Origin of the sequence: Methanomethylovorans hollandica DSM 15978 (assembly GCF_000328665.1) — an archaeon.
GTDB classification, from domain to species: Archaea; Halobacteriota; Methanosarcinia; order Methanosarcinales; family Methanosarcinaceae; genus Methanomethylovorans; species Methanomethylovorans hollandica.
Window position 1 is genome coordinate 1,827,126 of record NC_019977.1, and the last position, 24,603, is coordinate 1,851,728.

A 24,603-nucleotide genomic window follows, 5' to 3' on the forward strand; every position below is an offset into this window, starting at 1 on the left:
AGAATTGCCTCAATTATACCTCTACACATTATATATGTTTTGGGATTTCTGCATCATCCACAGACTTCGCACCACTTTCCTTCGCCTTCCCATACCTTTACAGACAGTGAAAAACTCAGTTTTGAACTAAGGTTGCGGTGCATGTGTTCACACAGGTTCTCCACACTTGGGAACTCAAGTATATCATTAAGTAACCTGTGATCATATTCATTAAGCACTCCCTTGACAACCCTTTTTATGTCATAGAAGTCCATAACCATGCCATTCTCATTCTTTTCACCTTCTATAACTATCTCAACCTTGTATGTGTGACCGTGCACGATACCACATGTCTTATGCTCAGGTAAGTAATGAGCACTGTCAATATGATCTATTATTCCAAGTTTCATTTTCATTATAAGCACCCCCACATTCTGTGGGTTTGTGGGATTATCAAAGTATCTATCTCGCCAAGTAGTTCATTTTGCAATTCAAGTAAGGTCCTTACATCCGGCCTTAATTCATATTGTGTTACAGGCTGCAGGATAATACATGAGATATAGTTGCTGATGGATCCTGCCACATCCAGCACATCAGTCGCAGAGGTATTTTTTGTCATCACGACCTTGCAGAAACAATCCCTGTTCTCGTTCTTTCTGAGGATTCTGAAAGTTTCAATGGTCCTCTCTATATGAGGCTGTACCTCTTCACCCTGAAACTCTTCAGTAAGCTTCACATCACCTGAAACAAAAGCAACATGATCTTTTACCTTTCTGGCCTGATCCGGCAATGTCATATTGGATTCCAGATATAATGGGAAAACTACATCTAGTTCCGTGATGAAGTCTGCATACAGTAGCGGTTCACCACCTGTGAGAGACATTGAATGTATGTTCATGAAAGGGTCCACAAGATCTCCGACCTGCTCAGGAGTCAAAAGATTTTGTACGTACTTAAAAATATCTGAGCCTGGAGTTTCCTCATACTTGCAAGCTTCAGAAGTTTTTACATTTGTATCGCAATACGGGCAATTAAGATTACAGCCGGCAAATCTAAGGAACACCTGCCGGTTACCAACATATGGTCCCTCCCCCTGTACAGAACAGAAGATCTCTGTAATAGGTGCTTTCATTACATCACACCTAAAGGCCTGGATTTACGCAGGTCTTTCTCGATATCATGGATCTCGTCCACATACCTGCTGGCTATTTTTTCCATTACCGTAAACAGATCTTTCTCATCGAATCCCTGATCTTTCAGGCAACCATATATCCCATGTTCCACATTCATGCCAAAATGTATCTTCTGAGATACGGAAGAAGTACTGGCAATGGAAATGCTTAGCTTTTTCCCCTGTACAAAAAGATCATCTCCAGCCCTTGAAGTACTTATTCCTCTCTGCAGCAGGACCTCAGCCACCATGGCCGTGAACAAACGTTGTCTGGCATATATGAGCTTGAGATCTGTGGAGTCAAAGTGCTCAATTATGAAATGCAGCATATCGGTGGAATAGATGGGATCTCCTTCCTTCCTATCCTCAAGATCAATCATGTGCCGAAGCTGTACATCGCATGACCCACGGAAAGCAATTATGGAATCCTCCTGCAGATCAGCTTCCATGTATCCCCATAGTGATGATATCTGGCTGCCATCGTAATCAAGGGGCTTTTTAAGCACTATCCACTTCATTTTGTTGTCTCTCCTTTAATTTAATGATCAATACCAAGTCTTTCCATAAGGGGATCCCTTATGCCTGCCTGCATGAAGGCACGCTTTCTGCGGGTACAGCTTTCACAGATACCGCACGGAACGTGATCTCCGTGATAACAGCTCCAGCTCCATTCAAGGGGAGCCTTTAGCTCCAAAGCCTTACGGATGATGCCTTGTTTGTCAAGAGCTGCCACCGGAGCCATCATTTTTACGCCATTGAGAGTGGAATGAGAAAGGCATTTGTCAAGACTGTCAAGGTAAGCAGTGGAATTATCCGGAAAGGTCACGGCCTCCTCACTGTTAAAACCAACAAGTACATACTGGCATTCCAGACTCTCTGCAAAACTTGCAGCAATGTTGATCATTACACCGTTGCGGTTCGGTACCCACACTTTTTTTGCAGAATCCCTTGTTATTACCGGATCGGAATCCTCTGCAATGTCCTGCATAGATACTCGGGGAACATTCATATCCTTGCTCACCAGGCTGGTGGTAGTGATGGCCTTAAGCCATGGAAGAGATATGACCGTGCACTCGATACCGTATTTTTCAGCAACTTTGAGGGAATATTCTATTTCCTTTGCAGCTGCTCTTTGACCATAGTCGAATATCAAGGCCAGTTTTATGTCTGTCTCCCTCTGTGCTATCGCCAGGGATGTGACAGAATCTAATCCACTACTTAACAAAGCAATTGCGCTTATGGTATATCCCTCATGTTCTGCAGGTATTCTCCGAGTAATACCTGGATATTATTTATAATTAGTGGACTGGATAATGCTCAGTGAAGAGGAAAAGACCACATATGCATATACACTTAATACGTGAAACAATATAATTTTTGACCATTTTGACATACTTATAAATATGGCTTCCCCTCCTCACTTAAGAGGAGGGATAGACATCCGCACATTTCCGTATCCCGTAGTAGTCATAAGTAAATGTCTGGGATTCGAACACTGCAGATATGATGGACAGATGGTTTATTGTGATATCATCGATAAGATACTGCCTTTAACAGAAGTTATAACAGTATGCCCGGAATGCGAAATAGAATTAGGCATACCAAGAGACCCCATCCGGCTGGTCGATGGAAGAACAATGAAACTGATACAGCCATCTACAGGTAGAGACATCACTGAGAAAATGCAGTTCTTTGTCAAGGATTTTCTGGACCATCTTCCGGAAGTGGATGGATTCATTCTCAAATCGAAGTCACCTTCATGTGGATCCAGAACTGCGAAAGTTTTTGCATCTCCTGATACACAGGAACCGTTACACAGGCATGGATCCGGGTTTCTCGCAAAAGAAGCAACGGATCGGTTTCCAAACCTGCCATCTATAGATGAAACAGCCCTCATGGACCCTGAGACAAGGGAGCAGTTCCTTACAAGGCTCTTCATGCAGGCTGATCTGAGAATGCACCACAGTTCAATACAGGAACTGATGGACTTCCAGGCCCGTAATAAATTGTTGCTTATGGCGTATGACCAGTGTAAAGTAAAAACATTGGGAAGGATCCTGGCTGACCACAAAAACCGGACTTTTGATGAAAATATGGCAGTCTATGTGAACACATTACAGGAAATGATAAAAGAAAAACCTTCAAGAGCTAATACCACCAATGCTTTTATGCATGCTTTTGGGTATTTTTCCAAAGACTTAGGATCAGACAAAAAGCAGTACCTGCTCAACTGTATGGAAGCATACCGTAAAGGTGATCTAAACATACAGGAACTAAGAAAGGCCATCAGACCCTGGATCTTAGAGTTTCGCGTGGATTACCTTGCAGATCAAACACTTTTTTACCCTTACCCTGAAAATCTCGATCATCTTGATCCAGAATAGAGGAAATATAAATAATATAGGAAGCTAACCGTTTTTAACATGTGTGAGTGTCATATGTAAAGGAAATGAGAAGGCTGGGATAAAATGGATGAAGAAGAAGCAGAAATGGAAGAGTTCATGGAAGATATGAGGTCTGAAGAACTTATTCAAGTATGTCCAGTATGCGGAAACCCTGAACTATATTATGAGGTAGGCGGAGTGGAAGGCTTGTACCACTGCAAGAATTGCGGCTATATAGGCGCCTTTGTGATCGATGCCAATAAAGAGATGATGGAGCTTATTCAGAAAGAATACAATGCTACTGCACGGGACGCAGAATAAAAAAACAAGTTTCTATAATAGCAAATGAAAAAGTGTTGAAACAGGGTCATGCGGCTGGTATGCCTTCGACCTCTGTTTTCCTTATCTCTACTCTTCTAAGAGGATAGATGTTCTTTGCGTTCCTGTAAATAGTAGCAGAGAGTTTGCCCATAATAGCTTCTTCCACAAACTGCTCGAAGTTAAGCTCGCTTGCTCTTTCCTTCACAGTACCGTCCATTACCTCACGGATACCTTCGATCTGGCTGGTCCTTGCCCTTTTTACAGTGAAACAAATAGGTTTCACTCTGACGGTATAACCATCCTTGGTAGTGACCTTAAGGTTTGTATCTATTCTGGAGGTCTGCCTCTTGACAATGGAACGCAGATAATCAGTAGTGATCTCGTGTCCGATGAAAAGGGTTTGTGCAACGTCCCCATTGATGTCGTTGATCCTGAACTTGAGTTTAGTATTGTGCTTTGAGAAATCGTTAGTGAGGTCGCCAACAGTGGCTTCCACAATACGCCCAATGAGCTGTTCAGGTTCCTCTGCCATAGTGGTGCCGATATTGTTCCTGCCTATAAACTCAGGTGTTTCAATGTTATACCAGGATTTAGACTTCCATTTGTCTAATTTTTTCTGTACTTTTCTTGCCAAGTAATTCCTCCGATCAACGCGAATTCTTATGATAGATGATATGAATAATGTATCTGTTCACTGTGCATTCGTTCCTTAGAACGACAACATAGAATAGATCCTGATTAATGGCTCTGTATACTAGACATGTCTCTATATAAAGAAATCGGTCAGCAGACTGACCGACAGGTCCGATTTACAGGAAGCGTATGCCCTTTGACACTTTGCCGGCGCGCTTTGCAAATCCTTCAGGCCAGTTCACAGGATCCAGACCTTTCTGAGCAAAGAAAGCAGAAGACCATCTTTCCAGACCTACGCCTGAACATCCTGACCAGAGTTCCTCACCTGACTGACACTTGACGTTGAAACCAGCCGGGTACTTGGCCCCATTAACGCTTACATTCTGGAACTCCAGCCATTCTCCGTTCTCGCCCCTGTATGGCAGAACCGCTTCGTAATCAGTGGTACCGGCCTCGCTCTGTGCGGCCACACCTGTAAGTCCTTCCTGTGCCATGAACCAGGGAGTAACCCAGGCCTTTCTCCATTCCAGCTCCAGGATCTCATTGAATATGTGCATGTACTTCTCATGCAGTTCCTTTGCACACTCCAATACCTGCTCTTTGGCTCCGAGCCATACGATCTCTATCCTGTGGAACTCATCCACGCGTTCCATACCATGGATACCACCGCTCTCATACCTGTGAGAAGTTCCGGATCTGTCAAATACCTTTATCGGGAACTCATCTGTGGGTATTGTCTCTCCCTGTAGGAACATCCAGAAGGGAGGACACTGGGCATAACACATGCCACCGATTGGTTCACCGATCTTCTCTTTTATAAGGGCAGTGGGAACCTCATGTGTAACTTTGTAATAATCACTGACCTCTTCCCAGTAATCCGGATCCCTGGTCTTGGGAGGACATACATAATAGATCTCAGGATAGACTCCTTTAGCATGACCTGACTTCTGCCAGACCTCCCAGGGCACCAGCTTGGGGAAGATCATCTCCCTGTAACCAAGCGGACCCAGAAGTTCCTCAAGCACAATTCTCTCAAAGGTCCGGAACATCTGCGTGGACTGTGGTCCATGTATCCACTGACCCCGGCTTGCACCCCTCTTGAGCCAGCCCTCTTTTAGCATTGCCTGAGTGGGATCCCCGGAGAACTGATGCTCTTTCTTTTCACTCTGCCACAGTATTTGCCAGTGCTCAGCCTTGCCACCATAGGATTGCTGCTGGATCTTGTCTTCCATCAAAGTGAGTATCCTGTCAGGCACCCGGTTCTCGATCTCAGACTCACCCACATCCAGGGACAGTTTTATTGCACCATTCTCATAATCAATGGACTTCACATAAGGTATCTTCAATTGCTTTAAGGGCTTTTCTGCCGGCATGGTTATAATAAATGACTCCACTTCAATGGCCCTTAGACCAATACGAAAGTCCTTACCTAATTTTGCTGCCAGAGGCTTGCGTATGCGCATGAGTGCATCGTGGGCGCGTACATAGCGACCGGATTCTATCAACATGTCTATTTTATTGCCGTCAATACCCCATTCTACTACCTGTGCTCCATAGCCATCTGAAGCACCCTTGACTAGAATGGTCCTGTTTGCCTCTTCTAAATACTCCCCTATCATCTCATGAGCAGGAGTGACATCCGAACTCGCCCGGATAGCAACTTTCAATGTGAAATGCAATTCCATTTATTTATTCCTCGTAATAGTGAATGAAGAGCCAGCATAGTAGGTAAGCTTTTCAGTAGGCAAAAAGGCGTACATCCTTTATTATGTTGTCGAAAAAGGGCTCTGTAGAAAACCTACTTTAAATTCTATTTTTACCTGGCTCTGTAGAAATCCTCTAAATTCAAACAATAATGTAAGTCAATAAAACTTCTATATGTTGGCCTGAATAATAGTTATTTTCGCATAATTTTGGCTATGAGTAGCTATTTAAAAAGGTTTTCTACGAGCCGAATTTATAGCAAACGTAATTATTGTCGTTTTTGCTTTTTTCTCATTCAACAGATCTTTGTTAGGTTCAATATTTTGAGAATAGTTTTCATGTACCACATTATTCAAGCATATTTTTAAGTTTATGGTATTTAACAAATAGAAGCTGAATTTTAAATAACATAAAATTTATATATAATGTATAATATATTTATTTGTGAGATAGATGATATAATGGGCACAGATAGAGTATTTCAAGACCAAAAGGAAAAACAGAACTTAAATCCTTTAGCTGGCAATGATAGACCAGGTGGACCATGCAAATTTGACATTCCTGTGGCATCACCTCCAAACAACTACTCACAACCGGATAGCAAATATTCTCATACAGCAACGACTCTTGATAATTCAGTAGAAGTAATAAGAAGTCAAAAATACAACCTATCTTCAGATTTACAAACTAACTTACTTAAACCGCATCCCAAGAAAAAACCATCGTTGCTTACCAAAATAAAGAAATTTTTCAAAAATTAATTCAACATATATGTGAGGAAGTGGATACCTTTGGTATTACTTTAAAAAATGATTAAAATGTCTTAAAATCATCAGAGGTTGACTTATGCGTTGGGACTGGAATAAAACCTTCATTGGAATGTTCAGATTAGGATTAATGGTTTTATCTTTTTCATTTGTCATTCAGAATGAGGTGATACTTAATGATGAATTCTTACCCCAGATACCTGTTGGATTCATTTTGGTATTTGTTATAGGATTTTTTATATTACGCCATATACTCAGGACATTTAAGTGGTATTCTTCATGCTGTAAAAAAAAAAGATATCAAACGAATGTGATTGTTCATTTTTGTTTATATTTAATACTTTTCTCAATTGTATTATCCATTCCGGTGACTTTAGATGCGACATCAACATTGCAAAAAGATACGTTACAAAATAGTGAACATATTGATTTATTACGCAATATTGCTGAAACAATTACAACTACTGAGTCAGTTACACCGGATGCATCACGTTTTAAAACCGATCCAAAAACTGTAGATTATAACTATATTTTACGTGGAGTTCATGGACATATAACATATACTGTGTATGGTGGCTTAAATGATTATTTAAAGGAATTACCGAGATCAATTAGTTATTACACTACGCCACCAACTGATATAGATTTTATTAACAGAAATTTGAATGATGAAAATCAAAAACTTTTTTTAGACCCATTCGTTGAACAGATTAAGGGTATTACACCAAATAAAGACGACCAAGCTAGAATTGCAATAAGTCTTGTACAAAACATAAACTACGATACTGCTGCCTTTATGTCAGACAATGTTAAAGGAAAATATCCATATGAAGTTTTGTATACAGGTTCAGGCTTGTGTTCAGGAAAATCAGAGTTGATTGCTTACTTATTGCGAGGTCTTGGTTATGAAGTAGTTATATTCAGTTTTAATACTGAAAACCATGATGCCATTGGAATAAAATGTCCACAAAAATACAGTTATAGAGACACAGGTTATTGTTTTGTTGAATCAACTTCACCAAGCATTATAACGGATGCTTCTGGAGATTATGTAGGAACAGGAAAACTAACTACGATGCCAAATATACTAAAGATATGTGATGGCAATTCATTTGACAGCGTTTCTGAAGAATACGATGACAATATTAATTATTACAAATTATGCAACGACATGAACTCTTACCCCAGTGCGACACTGAGTCAATCAGACTATAATGAATTGAAATCTTATCATGATGAATGGCAGAAATTGGTGGATAAATATGGAATTGAAGTAGCCTTACTTAATTAAAATGACATCTATACCGCCTGTTCTTTGCGTAAGGAAGAGGAATGAGCAAAAAAGTTAATTCATATATATCCTTACTGCATACCCTGTCGTTTCTATCTAACAGTATTATACCTTGAAGTGTGATGATATAATGAATATATTGATATTAGGTGCGGGTGCCGTAGGCCTGTCTATTGCAGCCCGTCTTTCCAGGGTCTCTGATGTGTATGCCGTATGCAGACACAAACATGCTGAAATTATAAAGACAGATGGTTTTAGAATGACAGGCATCTGGGGGGAAGAGACCAGTTTTTTCAGCTGCGGTGAAGATATACCAAAGAACAGGGACTTTGATTACATATTCATAAGTTCCAAGTCCACTGCCACCAGATCCATTTGTGAACAGTTCGCTGATATTATAAAAGGCAGAGAAGTAATAAGCCTCCAGAATGGAATAGGCAACGAAGAAATAATAGCAGAGTACACTGACACTGTGATAGGAGGTACTATAATCACGGGTTTCGAATGGACCGGGGATGCAAGTGTTCATGTATCTGTGGAAAGTGGCCCCATGCAGCTTGGCAGATTCCCTTCAGGAATGGATGGTGGTGTGCAAAAGCTTGCAGAAATACTACTCAAAGCTGACGTTCCTGTGTCTGCAACAGATAATATAAAAGGAGCAATATGGTCTAAGGTCCTTTACAATTGTGCATTGAACCCTCTTGGAGCTATAATGGGTGTGCCCTATGGCAAGCTGGAAAATCCACATGCATGGAGCATAATAGAAGGTATGATGGATGAAGCTTTCAGGGTAACAGCTGCTGAAAAAGTGCAATTGTCCTGGGATACTGCCAAAGAGTACATTAAATATCTGAAAGAACACCAGTTACCTAATACACGGGCACATCATTCTTCTATGCTGCAGGACCTTGCAGCCGGCAAAAGAACAGAGATCGAATTTCTGAACGGTGCAATCGCACAGCGTGCAAAAGAATATGCAATGGACACTCCATACAATGCGTTCATAACCGAACAGATATATTTCATGGAAGAACTGAGAGCAAATGATAATCAATAGTAGAAACTGCAACACACATGAATAGAAACTGCAATACACCTGCTATGAACTCGGGTGAACTGGTAAAACTGGGACTTAAGGGCATAACTGCCAGGGTACTGGAATGTAAGAAGTGCCCTCTACACGAAAATGCAACCAATAAGGTAATAATTAGAGGTTCCGAAAGACCAAAGGTGCTGTTCATTGGAGAAGCTCCCGGGAAAAACGAAGATGAGTCCGGCATTCCTTTCTGCGGAAGGGCAGGAAAAGTACTGGATGAACTTATAGATTACATGGCCCTTGAAGAGAACGAATATGCCATAATCAATACTGTCAAATGCCGTCCTCCGAACAACAGAAAGCCAACGCACAGCGAGCTTAAGACATGCAGACCTTTTCTGCTTGCTCAGATAGAGCTGCTTGATCCTGAAGTGATCATACTGCTGGGCAATACGGCAGAACAGGCATTTTGTGTTTCACCGCTGAAATGGGGTGAAGCTGTGAACATGCAGGAGGGTAAATACCTGGTTAAGTTGTACCATCCTGCAGCCCTGCTTTACAGGCGCTCCCTTATGGAACAACAGAAAGAAATGATCGATCTGAACAAAAAGCTCTGGCAGAAAATATGATGCTTGCTTAAAGGAATAGAATCAGAAATAGAATCTGTAAAAAAGAAGGCTCCGATGGCAAAAGTAGTTGAGATGGAGACTCTGAGGACCAGAATTAAAAATTGATCGTGAATAAAAATGCTCACGAAACGACTACTTTTGGGACCTTTTATCTACATTCTCCAGAATTTCCTCAGCTATTCGGGCATTCATGAGCAGATCATCCATAGTGGCGATCAGGGTTGTGATCTTTTCAGTACTGAAACTGATAGTTGCCAGTCCTTCAGCAACTTCTGTACTCATACCGGAAAGATTATCCGCAGCCAGAGATAAAGCTACTTTTTCTGCCATCTGTGGACTTTTCATGGTAATGGTAGTACGAATTCTCATTTTTTATCGCCTGACTCTTCACCTGATTGCTGCCCTACGATATCATCCACGATATCAATGAACTCCTGCACCTTTCCAGGGGGAATAGAGGCGCCGGATGCTATATTATGGCCACCCCCCTGACCACCCACAGCCAAAGCACCTTCCCTTAAGGCATAAGCAAGGTCAAGACCCTTATCTATCAAAGCCCGTGTACCCCGGCCTGAAATTTTGACGATCCCTTCTACTTCATTGGTTACAATACAGGGTTTCTCAGGGTGCATGTATCTGACCATGGTACTGCTGATCATCCCTGTGTTGTCCATATCCTTTGCTATGATGTAGCAGATATTCTTCCCTTGCTGCAGCATGCCTTCTGCCTGCTTTATATTAGCTACTATAGACCTTTGATATTCAATTGTCAACTGGCGTATTTCCTCTACAACGGACGCATCCTGCATACACATGGACAGAGCCATACCAGCCTTTTCCAGCTTACCACATGTATTGAGCATGGCGACAAAGTCATATACATTCTTTACAAGCTCTTTTTCAAGATAATAAACATCTCCTATGGCAGCGTCCACAGCTTCAGGGCTTGCATGCTTTGCAAGCTTAAGTGCAATTGAAGATGTAAGCTTCTTGAGATCTCCATGAGACAGCTCACTTAATCTCCCTTTCACCCCAAGGATATCAAGGAAATCATGTATCTTCTTTATGTCACCGGTGATATCCAGATAAGGTTCAGGTGTATATTCCAGCACATCGGCTATATCACCATCCCCTACCTTGAGACCCTTTTTGACAGAAACCACGCCTGCCTGTGTGGCCTCCTCCAGAATATGCAGATTTGCACTTCCAAAGAGCTGTTTGTCTCCGACAGCACCTGCAATTGCAAGTCCTGCAAGATCAACATTATCCGGATCCATTTCCTTTGCCACCAGATAGGTAGTACCTGAAGCAGATAGATATATAGCTCCATCAATGCCCGTATAATGAGGATTTACAGCTACCTTTGCAGGGGATTCACCCACAGGCATATGATGATCGATAACTATCACATCATTCTCAATCTGCCTGATAAGTTCTATCTGTCCACTGCCCATATCACAGAATATGACCAGGTCTTCCGCAGATACACTGCTCTTTATTGTATCAATGGTATCCTGAGCCAGCCTGCTTGTAATAGTGGTCTGGAAAGTCATGCCTTTTCGCATGAGGGCCCTGCACATTATACCCGCCGAAGTAAGACCGTCAGCATCATTGTGAGATATAAGACGTACATGCCTGTGTGCAGATATCACATCGGCAGCTTTTGCTGCAAGCTCTTTGAGCCTGCTCAGAGCTATGCTTTCAGATGTCAAATGCGTCACCATCACTGCATAAGAACTTCACCGGGTCTGGTGCCGCTGCCATTCTCAATCACAACACCCACATTGATGCTGGTGTTGATGCCCGTATGAACATCATCCCCCATTATCACACCCAGCTTTCTGCGGCCTGTATCTACCCTCTTGCCTTTGATGATGGACTTGATGCTCTTGCCATCATGACGAAGATTTGCAACCTTTGTACCAGCACCGAAATTACAACCGTACCCTACAACGCTGTCACCAATGTATGTAAGGTGTCCAATTTTAGTGTAATCCATGATGACACAGTTCTTCACCTCAACGCCATTGCCTATATGCACATTGTTGCCTATGGAAGTGGAGGGCCGGATAAAACAATTGGGACCTATATCGCAATTCTTACCGATGACCACAGGACCTATGATGTACGCACCATTGCGCACGATTGTACCCTCACCTATAATCACATCTCCATGTAAGGTAGCCATTGGTTCCACAGTACCTTCACATTTAGGCTTGATCTTTTCAAGCAGAGCCTTGTTGGCATCCAGCATATCCCAAGGTCTACCCACATCCAGCCAGACATGGGTAAGAGGTTCAAAACCCACATGTATGCCATCGTTTACCATCATCTGCATGGAATCGGTTATTTCATATTCATTGCGTGGAGATAGCGCAGTCCTGTCAATGTATTCAAAGATAGTAGTATCGAACAGGTAAATGCCTGCATTAACGGTTTTAACAGGAGGGTCAAGAGGTTTTTCGATTATACGGACAACCTTATCCGCTTCCGTAACGATCACTCCGAATTCAGACGGATTCTCAACCGCCTTTACACTAATTACAGCAGGCTCATTGTGCTGTATAAGTTTTTCAAGATGTGTAGGGTCTACAAGCATGTCACCATTTAGCTGAACAAAGCGTCCATTCACATATTCTCTGGCACAACCTATTGCATTAGCAGTACCAAGCTGCTTTTCCTGGGTTACATGATCAATATGTATACCCCATCTTTTCCCGTCACCGAAATAATCCCTGATAGTCTCTTCCTTATAGCCCGTGACCACCACAAAATCCTTTATGCCTACCTTGATACAGGCCTCTATCACATGTTCGAGCATGGGTCTGTTAGCAAGAGGCAACATGACCTTCGGCCGGGCAGCGGTCAGAGGCCGCATACGTGTGCCTTCGCCGGCTGCAAGTATCACTGCCTTCATCAAAGGTTCTCCCTGACGGTCTTCTCAGCCATTGCATAAAGCTCTTCTACGTTTTCACGGGATTCGGCTGTGATCCTTATCTTGGGTTCTGTGCCCGATGGTCTGATAAGTACCCATCCGTCCTTCATTTCCACACGTACACCATCTATATCAGTAACCTTGCCCATTTGCTTCATCCTTACAGCAATGGTCTGCATTACCCTTTCCTTGTCCATATTATCGCAGGGAAGAGTACCTCTCTTAGTAGGATATCTGGGAAGTACAGCACGCATTTTACCAAGTGGGGTTTCCTGTACCATTTCTACAAGCAATGCGGCTGCGAGGATACCATCCGGACAATATGATACTCTGGGGAAGATCCAGCTTCCGGAAGGTTCTCCGCCGAAGGTTGCGCCTATTTTCTTGAGTTCTTCGGCCACGTAAACATCACCTACACGTGTATGGATCACTTCTGAAAGAGGTAAGGAATCATCCACCATCATCGAAGTATCTACAGGTACCACAAGCTTGCCGGAATCCTTACATTCACGCAAGGCGAAAATTGCAAGCAGCTCATCCCCTGATACGAATTCTCCGTTCTCATCGACCGCCATCATCCGATCAGCATCGCCGTCATGGGCAATACCGACCTGAGCACCGAACTCCTTTACAGCCTTTTTGAGCATCCACAGATTTTCCTCTGTTGGTTCCGGATTGCGTGCGGGGAAGTGTCCGTCGAGCTGCGCATTGAGAGTGATGACCTCACACCCCATTTTTCGTAACAGAAAAGGAGTGATGGTGCTGCCTGCGGCACAACCGCAATCAACAACCACCCGCATCCTGACTGGCTTCACATTGCTCAGGATAAGTTCAACATGATCTTTTATGGCTGAACTGTCTGAAGTGATGTCACCTATTTCGTTCCATGGCACAGCCGCGAAATCTTTCTCCTCTATTATGCGTTCGATCTCTTCCTGCTGTACGGAATCAAATGCCATACCATCAGGGTTCCATAACTTGATGCCCACATACGGAGCAGGATTATGAGAAGCGGTGATCATTACCCCACAATCATATTTCCGTGAAGCGTAGGCAAGTGTGGGAGTTGTGACAACTCCGATCCTGACAACATCACAACCTGCAGACACAAGTCCCGAGATCAGTGCATGCTCGATCATTTCGCTGGATACTCTGGGATCCCTCCCGATAACTGCGGATCTGTTGGACTTGCCAAGTGCTAACCCAACTTCAAGGGCAAGATCAACTGTTATTTCTTTATTAGCAAGTCCCCTAATACCGGATGAACCAAATAACTTCATAATACAAACCTCTTAAGATCATTCTACTGTAACGCTTTTCGCAAGGTTCCTAGGCTTATCAATGGAGCAACCCCTCGCATAGGCTGTATAATATGCCAGCAACTGCAATACTACAGATGAAAGCACCGGAGCTAATAGTTCATGACAATCTGGGATCCTTAGTACTGTGTCAACATATTTATCGATCTCAGTATCACTCTGATTTGCCACAGCTATAACTTCAGCACTCCTTGCCTTAACCTCTTTTATATTGCTAAGCACTTTGTCATACGTGTGTCCTTTTGTTGCAATGGCCACTACGGGTGTTTCACTACTGAGAAGGGCCAGAGGCCCATGTTTAAGTTCACCCGCCGCATATCCTTCGGCATGTATATAAGAGATTTCCTTAAGTTTCAGGGCACCCTCCAGTGAAACTGGATAATTAAGATGCCTGCCGATGAAAAAATAGTCCTGGACATTTGCATAGTGTTCAGCACATGCCTTTATCGCATCCTTATTATTGAGGATCTTTTGTACCTGACCTGGTAATTGTTTGATACCCACTAATATCTCCCGCGCTGTTTCAGGAGACAAACGACCCCTCACAGTGCCCATATGGATTGCCATCAGATAGAGAACTATAAGCTGAGCTGTGAAGGTTTTTGTAGCAGCGACCCCGATCTCAGGGCCTGCACGTGTGAAGAGCACACTATCGGTTTCTCTGGTAATGGTACTTCCCACTACATTGGTTATAGCAGCTGCCTTGCATCCGTAGGACCTGGAACTCCTTATAGCTGCAAGTGTATCAGCTGTTTCTCCGGATTGGGTTATGGCAAGAGTGAATACCTGTCCACAAAGCACCGGTTCCCCATATCTGAATTCAGATGCCGTTTCAATATCAGTGTGTATACCTGCGAGGCGTTCGAACAGATATTTGCCAACACAGCCCGCATTCCATGATGTGCCACAGGCAATTATCGTCACCCTTTGCAAACTCCTGAGTTGGTCCTCATCCATCTTCAGTTCATCCAGTATGACCTTTCCTTCAAGTTCAAATATCTTGCCTGCATATGTATCCTGGATGGATGTGGGCTGCTCATGTATTTCCTTGAGCATGAAATGTTCATAACCTGCTTTTTCAGCAGCTTCTTCATTCCACTCAATAGTGTCAATTTGCTTTTCTATCTGCTGACCATCGTTATTATAGAACTTCACTCCTGCAGGACTGATCAGCACAAGTTCCTTATCATTGACATATACAGCGTTTCTTGTGTACCTGAGAAACGCAGTTACATCCGATGCTGCATAATAGCCGTGATCTCCAAGACCGATGACCAAAGGACTGTCCTTACGGGCAAGCACGATGTGTTCCGGCTCATCGGTACATAGAACTGCAACAGCATAAGATCCCTCCATTTCCGTCATAATATGCCTTACAGCATCCAGTAAACTGAGTTTAGCATCCTCCTTCATTGTTCTGTGCAGCAAATGCGCTATGACCTCAGTATCTGTTTCGGATAAGAACTCATAACCTTGCGTCAGCAGTTTTTCCTTCAGGTGCATATAGTTCTCAATGATACCGTTATGCACCACTGCGATATTTGATGAAAGATGAGGATGAGCATTCTTGGTGTCGGGCTTCCCGTGAGTGGCCCAGCGGGTATGACCGATCCCAATGTGTCCTGTAAAATCTACGGGAATTATTTTTTCCAGCTCAGAGATCTTACCCACGGTCTTGTATGTTTCCAGATCACTATTTAGGATGGTAACCCCTGCGGAGTCATAACCTCTGTATTCAAGTTTCTTGAGAGAATCAACAATAATTTCAACAGCATTCTCCGCACCCACATAACCTACTATACCACACATCACCATCACCTCAGAGCACCAGGGTACCCCGGTGCAACGCCTTATCCACCACATTACCTGATCCTATGTGACAGTTGATGGATATTATGACACCTGCTTTTACAAGGACTCTGTGGCCTACATCAGTATCATCACCGATGATCGTACCCAATTTTTCAGCCCGTTGTAATTCTCCGTTCATTATTATACTCAGATTTGTATCTGTCTCTGTAATGAAATACGGACCTATATGACAATTACTGCCAATGACAGAATCGGAGACATAACCGTGAGAACCCATACGTACATCATTCATTATAATACTGTTCCGTATATTCGTGAAAGCACCCACTGATACATTATTGCCGATGGAGGTAGAGGGCAATATAACAGCATTCGGTCCGATATCACAATTCTCTCCTATCAGAACAGGTCCTACTATATAACATCCTGACCTGACAATAGTATTCTTACCGATAGATACATTTCCTTTAATGTGGGCCCCATCTTCCATTGCACCGGATGGGACATTTTTTTCTATCTTTCCAAGGGTAACAGAATTAAGCCTCAGAAGATCCCATGCATACACTGCATCCAGCCACCACGATCTTGTCGTAGCCATGGATACTTCTGTTCCACTCTCAATCATCTTCTGGAGGGTATCGGTTATGGCATATTCACCTTTCAGAGAAAGAGGGGTGTCTCCAATGTAATCAAATACCTTGGAGCTGAAATAATAGATTCCGGTGTTTACAAGGTGAATGGCCTCAGCAACCGGGTTTTCCAGAATCTCCAATACCTTGTGATCTTCTGCCCTCAAAACCCCATACCCGCTCACGTGTTCTGTTTTAACGGCAAGTATGGTTGCATCTCCGCGTTTTGATCTTATCAGATCACTGATAACCTTCGGTTCTATGAAGTTATCACCATTCAGAGCAAGGAATTCATGTTCACCGGCAAGTTCGTTTTTTGCCTGTTCTATAGCATGTGCTGTACCAAGTTGTGTCTTTTGCTCAACATATCGGATGTTGACCCCGAAATCCACACCATCTCTGAAATAGTCCATTATGCGCTCTTTCTCATAACCAACTATCAACAGGATGTCCTTAATGTCGTTTTGTTCAAGGGAGCTGATAACATGTTCAAGAATTGGCCTGTCAGCAACAGGCAACATTACTTTTGAACGAGTAAGAGTAAGGGGGCGGCATCGAAGGCCTTCTCCCGCTGCAAGAATGACCGCTTTCATGCACTATAGTGGGCACTATAACAATTTATATTTTACCTTCGACATTATATTAAAAATAAGATATTTTTTAAAATTAATTAATTCTTTTGGACCTTTGACGACCTGAAATATAGCGGAATGAGAATGACATCAAAAATTTATTTTCTAAAGGATAGAAATGAAATAAAGACGGAAAATAAAAAAAATTACCGACAGGCTCCAGCCTATCGGAATGAGTTTGGTATTTATCTTGTGATAAGCATTTCTGCCGTTTCAGGCTTGTATTTCCAGTCATTTGGAAGTACCTTAGTGGACTGGTAGTACTTAACAAGTCTACGAATCTTGGATTCGACATTATGCAGGGAACGGGTGTTATGATTGTCCGAATGATTGTGGACCACATGTTTCCTCAGACCTATTGCTTTTACAACTAGATTGTACAGGTCTTCCGGAACTGGTGGTTCCTGATCATTTTCCCTGAGAATGGCAGTGATCTTTTTCCCAGTAGCAAGCTTGACATCTGGCATTCCATATTTGTCCCTAAGGACCATGCCAATGAGGCTTGTGCTCATACCCTGCTTCCACATTTCCAGCACAACTTTTGTAATCTCGTCTGTGCTCATAGTACACCATGCAGGTGCTTCAGAGCGCATTGGCCTTTTAGAACCGGATTGACCTTTTCTCCGGGTATGCATTTTTGCCATTGAATTCCTCCTAATAATTGCAAATGAGTATTTGATGTAAATTATGTAAATTTTGTTGATCTCAATAAAGGCTATTTGAACGTTATGGAGATATAGCCTATAATTGTCCTTGGCGAGGCGAGGTAAATGAAGCAGCATAGCATATAAGATTTGTGATAGGGATTTACCATATCACAAGGGTAACCTCAGCTGCCGGAGGTTGTACATGCATATAAATAGAATATAATTGCTTATCCCTAAGCTCAAGCAAAGTAATAAGATCGTCCGTTTGCATCATTACCTGTATAGTATCATTGATCTCCTCGGACATAGCGTCTGAAATATAAGAATATACATCATTTGTATGTTTTTCCTGAATCCGGCTTGCAGCCAAGTTCACATTTGCTTCCGTAAGCATTGTGATATTTGTTGAATTCAAACACATATTTCCGGTTAAATTTGCAGCGTTAATCAATATATCAGTAGCTATAGCCTTTCCAATAACTGTCCCACCAGAAGGCATTCCCATCAAAGAAGCACCCATTGATACAAAATTTATATGTCCTGTGCTTATTTTTTGCAGAGAATCTTCAGGAAAGTACATCTCTACAATCGAAGCAGAAGCATTTGACGCTGCGAAGTATATGCACTCCTCGAACATGGAACGCAACTCATACTCTTTATTAGAAGAATTGACTGCAAGTTCAAATTTAAGATCATCTGCAGGAGATGATATATCTGCTAAGCTCACGGAATGACCATATGGCACAGATATTAGCGCACTCTGCCTGAAGGACCTTCCAGGAGGAACAGCACCCACGGAAATCTGACCCGAAGGCCCGCACCCAGGAACCGGCTGCCAGTTAGCTTCCAGCTTGTAATTGTATCTGCCACCTATTCTTCTGTTCAGATGTTCTTCAAGTGCGTTTTCTATAGCTTGCGAGTATCCGGCACTGAACGAGTGTAGATAATAGTACTTCCCATTTGCCTCAGTACGCAGTGAGAACAACATACCTTCTGCGATCAGGTCGGCAAAGGTCCTAGAGGTATGTTCCTTTGCAAAGATATTATTGTACTTATAAAGATGCATTGTACTTTCAGCAGGTATGATAATAGTAGCCGTAAATGCAGATGGCATTATTGTGTACTCAAAACCTTCTACCCTGCTATCCAGAAGAGATTGCAGCAACTGTCCATCATATCTGTATGCTGCAACATCCTGTAAAGCCTCATTATGCCCCGAAGAAAGCATAACAGGCATCAGCACTACTGCTGAAAGGGATATCATCAAAAGGAAGACCATTACATCAATGGTTGATGAAATTGCACTTCTATCGGAAATCATTTGCCTGTGCACCGGGTTTTTACACTGCATTGATTTAGACTTCATATTAAACATCCCACCGCTCTTTGAACAGTTTCACCGTCAGTGTACCAGGAACCTGCTGCATTGGGTTAAGTTCCAGTGTGACGGGCACGGAAGCAGCTATCTGCCGCATGGAGGAAGAAGCTGATAAAGTCCTGCGGATATGCCAGACGTATTCACCGTCCTCAGTTGAAATATCTGCCTGGAAATGAACATTTGGAGAAAAACTATCAAAGAACAGTCTCAAAGTCTGCGGGTCAGATCGCGGACCACTCAGCTCATCCAGTTTCTCAGCAGACATGAGGTCCTGTCTGCTGCCCTGAAGCATCTGGGAGCGAGCAATGCTCTGTGCGATCAGAGAGGCCTGCCCATAGTTCTCCAGTGCGAAAGCACTGTCCTGTTGTGCAATGTATGTTTTCGATACCACACAAGCAAAAATCACAAAACCCAGTACCAATAACGCCGTAGCGAAAATATCGTTCTGTGGTTCAAGTATAGCCCTGTCGTCATTGATAAACCAGTACATATCCTATCTTTTCCACATTTATATTGTTATTAAAATATATAAATGTTTTTTGGATGTAGAACTGCTCACTGGCATTAAAAGTGACCTCATCGGCCCCCCTTGATGTTAAATATCTGACTATATCCATATGTTCTGAACTAATGGGTTCCATTATACTACCATTAGCACCATATTCTGATCTAAGATCATTGTACAGGATGGAAGGCGAATAAGGATATACTCTGAAAGCAGGGGTTCTTGCTGATATCATTGATCGGCCATCAATAATAGTATCAATGACCACATATTCACCGGATATTGAAATTTCAAATTGTTGTTCCTGAAGATGGGAAAAATGCCCTGCATTGAACGTATAGGTGATATTCGTCTCATAGGGACTGCTTCCAACCTTATCTATATAGGATAAGAATTCTGAAGAATGCATATCCAGCTCCTTCTGACGATCCATTTGTTCCATGCTTACTGCAAAATGATATACAGCAGCAATAACCACCACACTTGCAAGTATAAGTGCTGTTTTTGAAAGAACGAAATCCATCCATGCCCTATTATCATGGATAAAAACTGACAAAGCCTTCATTTTGATCCTTGACTAAAATTTTTGCCACCTATTCAGATATCCTCACAAAAAGCATCCCATCTGCAGGATTTACAATGGTTTCCATGAACAAAAAATGTTCACCCGGGGGAAGAACGATCACACCATCCATTAGATCATTGCTGTAAGCTGCCTTGGACTCCCTTACTATGAATTTCCCATCATGTTCCAGAAAATAGTTCTTTGCATCAAGAGGCCATGATGACTCACATCCGGGCATGGACCCCATGACCACCCGATATCCTGCCGGTACATTCACTTCCATTGTAACATTGCTACCCGGACCACCAAGGTACAAAATTGACGCAGTGGCATCCAGCTCGGATATCTCTGATCCCAGATCGCTTATTCTCATATGGGCCAGGAAACCTGAAGTTGCTGTAGCTAACAGTGCCATGACTACCATCATTATAATGGATGCTACCACAAACCGCATGGGTAAGGAGACAGCAGCAGTTCTATCCGCTGCCAGAACATGCAAAGTCCTTGAGTGCCTCAATTGCTTTCACCGGTCAGCTTTAAAATGATCTCATCCAGAGTAAGGGATTCCTGAACCCCGCTTTCCATATCTTTCAAAGTCAAAACACCCTGGGACACTTCCCTGTCACCTAATATGAGTGCATAGCGGGCACCTATATTGTTAGCATACGATAGCTGAGCCTTGAAATTCCTGTTCATGATATCCATATACACAGGCACATACTCCCTTAGCTTACATGCCACTGGGATAGCATTGATGCGTGTGCTTTGCGTGGTGATCATGACGACGGTCTTTTGCGATACAAGTTCAATGTTATATATTTCCATGATCCTGTCAAAACCCAGACCAAAACCGGTAGATGGAACATCGCCCCCTCCGAAAAGCTGGATCAGTTTATATGAACCGCCACCGCATACCTGCTTTTGTGCACCCAGGCCCTCGGCATATATCTCAAAGACCATACCTGTATAGTAATCAAGACCTCTGGAAATGCCGAAATCAATAGTGTAATCGATATCATACGCATCTAAAAGAGTAAGTATCTGCTGGAAAGTATCTATTTCAGGAATTGGACCGAGCAGGTTGCTGGCCTTGGAAATAGCTTCACTGCCGGTAAGGGAAATGAGTCCAAAGAGTTTCATGCGCAGGTCTGTCGGCGCATTGATCTCCTCCAGATAATAGTCCAGCCCCATATCATCTTTCTTGTCTACCAGACGCATTATCTTACCTTGCTTCTCAACTTCCAGAGAACTCAGTACATGACGTATGATCCCCAGATAGCCTACATGCAGATCACCCTTAATGCCAGCAACCTCAAGCATAGCAGTTGCCAGGGATATCACCTCTGCATCCGCATCAGGGCCTTCGGAACCGATAAGTTCCACACCGAACTGCCAGAACTCTCTGAACCTGCCTTTCTGCGGCCTCTCATATCTGAAACAATTTTCAAAATAGAACAGTTTCAAGGGACGCGGTAAGGCCTGCATCTCATTTACGAACATTCTCATCACAGGTGCCGTGAGTTCAGGGCGCAAGGTCATCTCACGATCCCCTTTATCCTTGAAATTGTAAAGTTCGCCTACCACACCTTCACCTGACTTCAGTGTAAAAAGCTCCAGGTGCTCAAAAGTGGGTGTAACTACCTCTTGGTAACCCCATCTGCCAACTACCTCCCTTAGCCGGTTTTCCAGATATCTTCTGCGGACCATTTCTTGCGGAAGGAAATCTCTTGTTCCTCTTGGTTTTTGTATCGTCATCGGATCAACCTGATGTTTTTACTGTTTCGATTAGTTATATATTTAAGGACATATTTGAGAACACTGGGAGTAAAACCAAAAATGATATATATATAATCATCGATATGCACATTATTGTACACACTAATACATTTTTCTGAGGATCACTATGGAACATACGAAGATACTACTTGACGAAAACGAGATGCCGACTCATTGGTATAATATACTTGCAGATTTTCCTGAACCCCTTGCACCCCCGCTTAACCCTGCAACCAGGGAACCCATCAAACCATCGGAACTTGAACCGATATTCGCAAAAGAGTTGATCAAACAGGAAATGAGCCCTGAAAGGTATATCGACATCCCGCAGGAAATACTTGAAATATACAAGCTCTGGAGACCATCACCCCTGCACAGGGCACACAGACTTGAAAAGGTGCTTGGTACACCTGCTAAGATATACTATAAGGATGAAAGTGTAAGCCCTGCGGGCAGCCACAAACCCAATACAGCCATTGCCCAGGCATACTACAATATGAAAGAAGGTACCGAAAAGATCACTACTGAGACCGGTGCCGGCCAGTGGGGTAGTGCATTATCCCTTTCGTGCAACTATTTTGACATTGAGTGTAAAGTTTTTATGGTACGTTCCAGCTTCTATCAGAAACCATATAGGAAATCCCTGATAAACCTCTGGGGTGCTAGCGTTATCCCTTCGCCAAGCCCTGAAACACAGTTCGGAAGAATGATCCTTGAAAAATATCCAGATACCAACGGAAGTCTGGGTATAGCCATAAGTGAAGCCATAGAAGTTGCAGCACTTAACGACAACACCAAATATGCCCTGGGAAGTGTCCTTAACCACACATGCCTTCACCAGACGATAGTAGGTCTTGAAACACAGAAGCAATTCGAAAAGACGGAAGACTATCCAGACATCGTCATAGGGTGCTGCGGTGGAGGAAGTAACCTGGCAGGAGTAAGTCTGCCTTACATCAGAGACAACATCGCCGGTAAAACAGATACAAGGATCATAGCAGTAGAACCATCGGCATGCCCCAGCCTGACAGAAGGCAGGTTCGATTATGATTTCGGTGACATGGCACAGATGACTCCACTGCTTAAGATGTACACTCTTGGCTCTGAGTTCATACCTCCTGCCATTCACGCTGGCGGTCTCAGATATCATGGCGCTTCACCAATTGTCAGCAAACTGGTCGCTGATGGCATGATGGAAGCAAGGTCCTATCATCAGGTAGAGATATTCGATGCAGCTGTAACCTTTGCACGCAGTGAAGGAATAGCTCCTGCTCCTGAATCAGCCCATGCGATAAAATGTGCAATAGATGAAGCCCTCAAATGTAAGGAAACCGGTGAAGAGAAAACCATACTGTTCAACCTGAGCGGTCATGGACACTTTGACATGGCATCTTACGATATGTATTTCAGTGGTAAGCTGACAAATGAATAAACATATAGCAGAAAAATGACCTGCCAGAAAGGCAGGCCCTGCTTTTTTAAGATACCGTTTTTTCAGCTACCGTTTAATTGTCTAATTGTCCTGAGAGGCGTGAAAAGAAGGATTTGTAGGAGTTTCGCTCTTAAGCCTTGCATTTTCACCCATGTCTTTCTTGTACACAATAGTGCGATATGGGAATGGTATTTCCACACCTTCTGCATCGAATCGCTTCTTAATGGATTCCCTGATCTCACACCCTGTAGTGTAGCACAATTTACGATCAGCACACCAGAATAGCAGACGCATGTTAACAGCATGCTCGCCTAGTTCGGTCACCAGCACCTGGATGGCTTCATTTTTCTGGATAGTTGGATCGTATTTCACAAGTTCGACATGCGTAAGTACATTGACATGCCTCCTTGCTTCCTCTGTAATGATCTTACGCGCAAGATCGATATCAGAGTCATAACTTATACCTATATCAACAGGCCAGTTCACTGTGGGATCCTCTATGGACCAGTTGATTATAGCTTCATCCCCAATGACACTGTTAGGAATTATCACACGCCTATTGTCCCACGTCCTTAGAACAGTATGACGAAGAGTGATATCTGTGATCTTGCCGTACTCGTGCATTACATTCACTCTGTCTCCAACCCTGAATGGACGGAATACAGCAAGAGAAATACCTGCTATAATATTGCCAAGAGTGCTCTGGGCTGCAAGACCCACAACGATACCTGCAAAACCTGCTCCTGCCAGCAGAGCCAGTGAAACCTTCTCCAAGAAAGGAATACTGGATACCACAATGATTAAACCTATCAAATAGACAACAGCCACACTGATGTGTCTTAAAAGGTTATAGGATGTCTGGTCTACGTTCATCTTTTTGTTCATTGCACGCAATTCTGCATCCATGAGCTTATCTACCAGCTTTGCGGCAACGAATGTAAAGACAGCAACCGCTAAAATAAAAATTATCTCGGCGAGGTTTACAGGTATTAACCCATTAAAATCTGATAACAACATAGAAGATGCAGATGAGATATTGCCTAAAGCAGACATGTGTA

General features: G+C 43.0%; 26 protein-coding genes. 7 read left to right on the forward strand and 19 right to left on the reverse strand.

Annotated elements, in window-relative coordinates; translation table 11 throughout:
- Positions 1-53: 53 nt before the first annotated feature.
- The 4 genes from queD to queC are packed head-to-tail and all read right to left on the reverse strand — an operon-like array spanning position 54 to position 2,390.
- Positions 54-395, reverse strand: a complete 342-nt coding sequence (gene queD, locus METHO_RS08785; RefSeq protein WP_015325178.1) for a 6-carboxytetrahydropterin synthase QueD — start codon at positions 393-395, stop codon at positions 54-56.
- On the reverse strand, positions 395-1,111 hold the full coding sequence (locus tag METHO_RS08790; protein ID WP_015325179.1) for a 7-carboxy-7-deazaguanine synthase QueE: 717 nt from the start codon (positions 1,109-1,111) through the stop codon (positions 395-397). The genes queD and METHO_RS08790 overlap by 1 nt, the downstream gene beginning before the upstream one ends.
- The gene (locus tag METHO_RS08795) at positions 1,111-1,668 is read right to left on the reverse strand and encodes a DUF366 family protein (protein ID WP_015325180.1); all 558 of its coding nucleotides are present in this window, start codon (positions 1,666-1,668) and stop codon (positions 1,111-1,113) included. Before METHO_RS08795 ends, METHO_RS08790 begins: the two co-directional genes overlap by 1 nt.
- Positions 1,669-1,688: 20 nt before the next feature.
- Positions 1,689-2,390 carry a 7-cyano-7-deazaguanine synthase QueC gene (queC, locus tag METHO_RS08800; RefSeq protein ID WP_048831130.1) on the reverse strand — a complete coding sequence of 234 codons (702 nt, stop codon included), beginning with the start codon at positions 2,388-2,390 and terminating at the stop codon, positions 1,689-1,691.
- Between the two features lie 163 nt (positions 2,391-2,553).
- Between queC and METHO_RS08805 the strand changes: the two genes are divergently transcribed.
- Together METHO_RS08805 and METHO_RS08810 are read left to right on the forward strand one after the other, a co-directional pair.
- A complete protein-coding gene (locus METHO_RS08805) occupies positions 2,554-3,534 on the forward strand; it encodes a YbgA family protein (protein WP_015325182.1) in 981 nt (326 codons plus the stop codon).
- 84 nt (positions 3,535-3,618) lie between these two features.
- The gene (locus METHO_RS08810) at positions 3,619-3,855 is read left to right on the forward strand and encodes a transposase (protein WP_015325183.1); all 237 of its coding nucleotides are present in this window, start codon (positions 3,619-3,621) and stop codon (positions 3,853-3,855) included.
- Between the two features lie 46 nt (positions 3,856-3,901).
- Here the strand turns inward: METHO_RS08810 and METHO_RS08815 are convergent, their stop codons facing one another.
- Both METHO_RS08815 and METHO_RS08820 read right to left on the reverse strand, forming a co-directional pair.
- Entirely contained in the window at positions 3,902-4,489 is a 588-nt protein-coding gene (locus tag METHO_RS08815; RefSeq protein ID WP_015325184.1) for a 30S ribosomal protein S3ae, read from the reverse strand.
- Positions 4,490-4,664: 175 nt separating this feature from the next.
- Positions 4,665-6,173, reverse strand: a complete 1,509-nt coding sequence (locus tag METHO_RS08820; protein ID WP_015325185.1) for a serine--tRNA ligase — start codon at positions 6,171-6,173, stop codon at positions 4,665-4,667.
- Positions 6,174-6,653: 480 nt separating this feature from the next.
- Between METHO_RS08820 and METHO_RS08825 the strand changes: the two genes are divergently transcribed.
- The 4 genes from METHO_RS08825 (at position 6,654) to METHO_RS08840 (ending at position 9,915) form a co-directional block, all read left to right on the forward strand.
- A complete protein-coding gene (locus METHO_RS08825) occupies positions 6,654-6,953 on the forward strand; it encodes a hypothetical protein (protein WP_048831131.1) in 300 nt (99 codons plus the stop codon).
- An 85-nt stretch (positions 6,954-7,038) separates the two neighbouring features.
- Positions 7,039-8,250: a hypothetical protein gene (locus METHO_RS08830; RefSeq protein ID WP_015325187.1), complete on the forward strand. Its 1,212-nt coding sequence runs from the start codon at positions 7,039-7,041 to the stop codon at positions 8,248-8,250.
- 130 nt (positions 8,251-8,380) lie between these two features.
- Positions 8,381-9,307 (forward strand): ketopantoate reductase family protein, encoded by a 927-nt coding sequence (locus METHO_RS08835; protein ID WP_015325188.1) that lies wholly within the window; start codon positions 8,381-8,383, stop codon positions 9,305-9,307.
- A gap of 44 nt (positions 9,308-9,351) precedes the next feature.
- Complete coding sequence (locus METHO_RS08840) at positions 9,352-9,915, forward strand: uracil-DNA glycosylase (RefSeq protein WP_156811245.1); 564 nt, start codon at positions 9,352-9,354, stop codon at positions 9,913-9,915.
- 132 nt (positions 9,916-10,047) lie between these two features.
- Here the strand turns inward: METHO_RS08840 and METHO_RS08845 are convergent, their stop codons facing one another.
- The 12 genes from METHO_RS08845 to hisS form a co-directional block, all read right to left on the reverse strand.
- Complete coding sequence (locus tag METHO_RS08845; RefSeq protein WP_015325190.1) at positions 10,048-10,284, reverse strand: KEOPS complex subunit Pcc1; 237 nt, start codon at positions 10,282-10,284, stop codon at positions 10,048-10,050.
- Positions 10,281-11,639, reverse strand: coding sequence for a single-stranded-DNA-specific exonuclease RecJ (locus METHO_RS08850; RefSeq protein WP_015325191.1), 1,359 nt, complete (start codon positions 11,637-11,639; stop codon positions 10,281-10,283). Before METHO_RS08850 ends, METHO_RS08845 begins: the two co-directional genes overlap by 4 nt.
- Complete coding sequence (glmU, locus tag METHO_RS08855) at positions 11,639-12,832, reverse strand: bifunctional sugar-1-phosphate nucleotidylyltransferase/acetyltransferase (protein WP_015325192.1); 1,194 nt, start codon at positions 12,830-12,832, stop codon at positions 11,639-11,641. The genes METHO_RS08850 and glmU (METHO_RS08855) overlap by 1 nt, the downstream gene beginning before the upstream one ends.
- A complete protein-coding gene (gene glmM / locus METHO_RS08860) occupies positions 12,832-14,130 on the reverse strand; it encodes a phosphoglucosamine mutase (protein ID WP_015325193.1) in 1,299 nt (432 codons plus the stop codon). Before glmM ends, glmU (METHO_RS08855) begins: the two co-directional genes overlap by 1 nt.
- Before the next feature lie 18 nt (positions 14,131-14,148).
- On the reverse strand, positions 14,149-15,978 hold the full coding sequence (glmS, locus tag METHO_RS08865; RefSeq protein ID WP_015325194.1) for a glutamine--fructose-6-phosphate transaminase (isomerizing): 1,830 nt from the start codon (positions 15,976-15,978) through the stop codon (positions 14,149-14,151).
- A 10-nt stretch (positions 15,979-15,988) separates the two neighbouring features.
- Positions 15,989-17,203 (reverse strand): bifunctional sugar-1-phosphate nucleotidylyltransferase/acetyltransferase, encoded by a 1,215-nt coding sequence (gene glmU, locus METHO_RS08870; protein ID WP_015325195.1) that lies wholly within the window; start codon positions 17,201-17,203, stop codon positions 15,989-15,991.
- Between the two features lie 224 nt (positions 17,204-17,427).
- Entirely contained in the window at positions 17,428-17,886 is a 459-nt protein-coding gene (locus METHO_RS08875; protein WP_015325196.1) for a 30S ribosomal protein S15, read from the reverse strand.
- 163 nt (positions 17,887-18,049) lie between these two features.
- Positions 18,050-19,255: a DUF7284 family protein gene (locus tag METHO_RS08880; protein WP_015325197.1), complete on the reverse strand. Its 1,206-nt coding sequence runs from the start codon at positions 19,253-19,255 to the stop codon at positions 18,050-18,052.
- Position 19,256: 1 nt separating this feature from the next.
- Complete coding sequence (locus METHO_RS08885) at positions 19,257-19,757, reverse strand: hypothetical protein (protein ID WP_015325198.1); 501 nt, start codon at positions 19,755-19,757, stop codon at positions 19,257-19,259.
- Entirely contained in the window at positions 19,738-20,337 is a 600-nt protein-coding gene (locus METHO_RS08890) for a hypothetical protein (protein ID WP_015325199.1), read from the reverse strand. The genes METHO_RS08885 and METHO_RS08890 overlap by 20 nt, the downstream gene beginning before the upstream one ends.
- A gap of 28 nt (positions 20,338-20,365) precedes the next feature.
- Positions 20,366-20,854 carry a hypothetical protein gene (locus METHO_RS08895; protein WP_015325200.1) on the reverse strand — a complete coding sequence of 163 codons (489 nt, stop codon included), beginning with the start codon at positions 20,852-20,854 and terminating at the stop codon, positions 20,366-20,368.
- Positions 20,851-22,092: a histidine--tRNA ligase gene (gene hisS / locus METHO_RS08900; RefSeq protein ID WP_015325201.1), complete on the reverse strand. Its 1,242-nt coding sequence runs from the start codon at positions 22,090-22,092 to the stop codon at positions 20,851-20,853. Before hisS ends, METHO_RS08895 begins: the two co-directional genes overlap by 4 nt.
- A gap of 148 nt (positions 22,093-22,240) precedes the next feature.
- Here hisS and METHO_RS08905 point away from each other — a divergent pair, with 148 nt between their 5' ends.
- The gene (locus METHO_RS08905; protein WP_015325202.1) at positions 22,241-23,545 is read left to right on the forward strand and encodes a TrpB-like pyridoxal phosphate-dependent enzyme; all 1,305 of its coding nucleotides are present in this window, start codon (positions 22,241-22,243) and stop codon (positions 23,543-23,545) included.
- A gap of 81 nt (positions 23,546-23,626) precedes the next feature.
- Here the strand turns inward: METHO_RS08905 and METHO_RS08910 are convergent, their stop codons facing one another.
- Positions 23,627-24,598 carry a mechanosensitive ion channel family protein gene (locus tag METHO_RS08910; RefSeq protein WP_015325203.1) on the reverse strand — a complete coding sequence of 324 codons (972 nt, stop codon included), beginning with the start codon at positions 24,596-24,598 and terminating at the stop codon, positions 23,627-23,629.
- Positions 24,599-24,603: the final 5 nt, after the last annotated feature.

Coding starts and splice junctions, on each gene's coding strand:
- METHO_RS08835 (WP_015325188.1), top strand. CDS start 8,381: ATGAATATATTGATATTAGGTGCGGGTGCCGTAGGCCTGTCTATTGCA.
- METHO_RS08795 (WP_015325180.1), bottom strand. CDS start 1,668: ATGAAGTGGATAGTGCTTAAAAAGCCCCTTGATTACGATGGCAGCCAG.
- METHO_RS08830 (WP_015325187.1), top strand. CDS start 7,039: ATGCGTTGGGACTGGAATAAAACCTTCATTGGAATGTTCAGATTAGGA.
- METHO_RS08875 (WP_015325196.1), bottom strand. CDS start 17,886: ATGGCAAAAATGCATACCCGGAGAAAAGGTCAATCCGGTTCTAAAAGG.
- glmS (WP_015325194.1), bottom strand. CDS start 15,978: ATGTGTGGTATAGTAGGTTATGTGGGTGCGGAGAATGCTGTTGAAATT.
- METHO_RS08845 (WP_015325190.1), bottom strand. CDS start 10,284: ATGAGAATTCGTACTACCATTACCATGAAAAGTCCACAGATGGCAGAA.
- METHO_RS08805 (WP_015325182.1), top strand. CDS start 2,554: ATGGCTTCCCCTCCTCACTTAAGAGGAGGGATAGACATCCGCACATTT.
- glmM (WP_015325193.1), bottom strand. CDS start 14,130: ATGAAGTTATTTGGTTCATCCGGTATTAGGGGACTTGCTAATAAAGAA.
- METHO_RS08905 (WP_015325202.1), top strand. CDS start 22,241: ATGGAACATACGAAGATACTACTTGACGAAAACGAGATGCCGACTCAT.
- METHO_RS08885 (WP_015325198.1), bottom strand. CDS start 19,757: ATGTACTGGTTTATCAATGACGACAGGGCTATACTTGAACCACAGAAC.
- METHO_RS08890 (WP_015325199.1), bottom strand. CDS start 20,337: ATGAAGGCTTTGTCAGTTTTTATCCATGATAATAGGGCATGGATGGAT.
- hisS (WP_015325201.1), bottom strand. CDS start 22,092: ATGACGATACAAAAACCAAGAGGAACAAGAGATTTCCTTCCGCAAGAA.
- METHO_RS08910 (WP_015325203.1), bottom strand. CDS start 24,598: ATGTCTGCTTTAGGCAATATCTCATCTGCATCTTCTATGTTGTTATCA.
- METHO_RS08790 (WP_015325179.1), bottom strand. CDS start 1,111: ATGAAAGCACCTATTACAGAGATCTTCTGTTCTGTACAGGGGGAGGGA.
- METHO_RS08810 (WP_015325183.1), top strand. CDS start 3,619: ATGGATGAAGAAGAAGCAGAAATGGAAGAGTTCATGGAAGATATGAGG.
- queD (WP_015325178.1), bottom strand. CDS start 395: ATGAAAATGAAACTTGGAATAATAGATCATATTGACAGTGCTCATTAC.
- METHO_RS08825 (WP_048831131.1), top strand. CDS start 6,654: ATGGGCACAGATAGAGTATTTCAAGACCAAAAGGAAAAACAGAACTTA.
- glmU (WP_015325195.1), bottom strand. CDS start 17,203: ATGAAAGCGGTCATTCTTGCAGCGGGAGAAGGCCTTCGATGCCGCCCC.
- METHO_RS08820 (WP_015325185.1), bottom strand. CDS start 6,173: ATGGAATTGCATTTCACATTGAAAGTTGCTATCCGGGCGAGTTCGGAT.
- METHO_RS08840 (WP_156811245.1), top strand. CDS start 9,352: ATGAACTCGGGTGAACTGGTAAAACTGGGACTTAAGGGCATAACTGCC.
- glmU (WP_015325192.1), bottom strand. CDS start 12,832: ATGAAGGCAGTGATACTTGCAGCCGGCGAAGGCACACGTATGCGGCCT.
- METHO_RS08880 (WP_015325197.1), bottom strand. CDS start 19,255: ATGAAGTCTAAATCAATGCAGTGTAAAAACCCGGTGCACAGGCAAATG.
- METHO_RS08850 (WP_015325191.1), bottom strand. CDS start 11,639: ATGGTGACGCATTTGACATCTGAAAGCATAGCTCTGAGCAGGCTCAAA.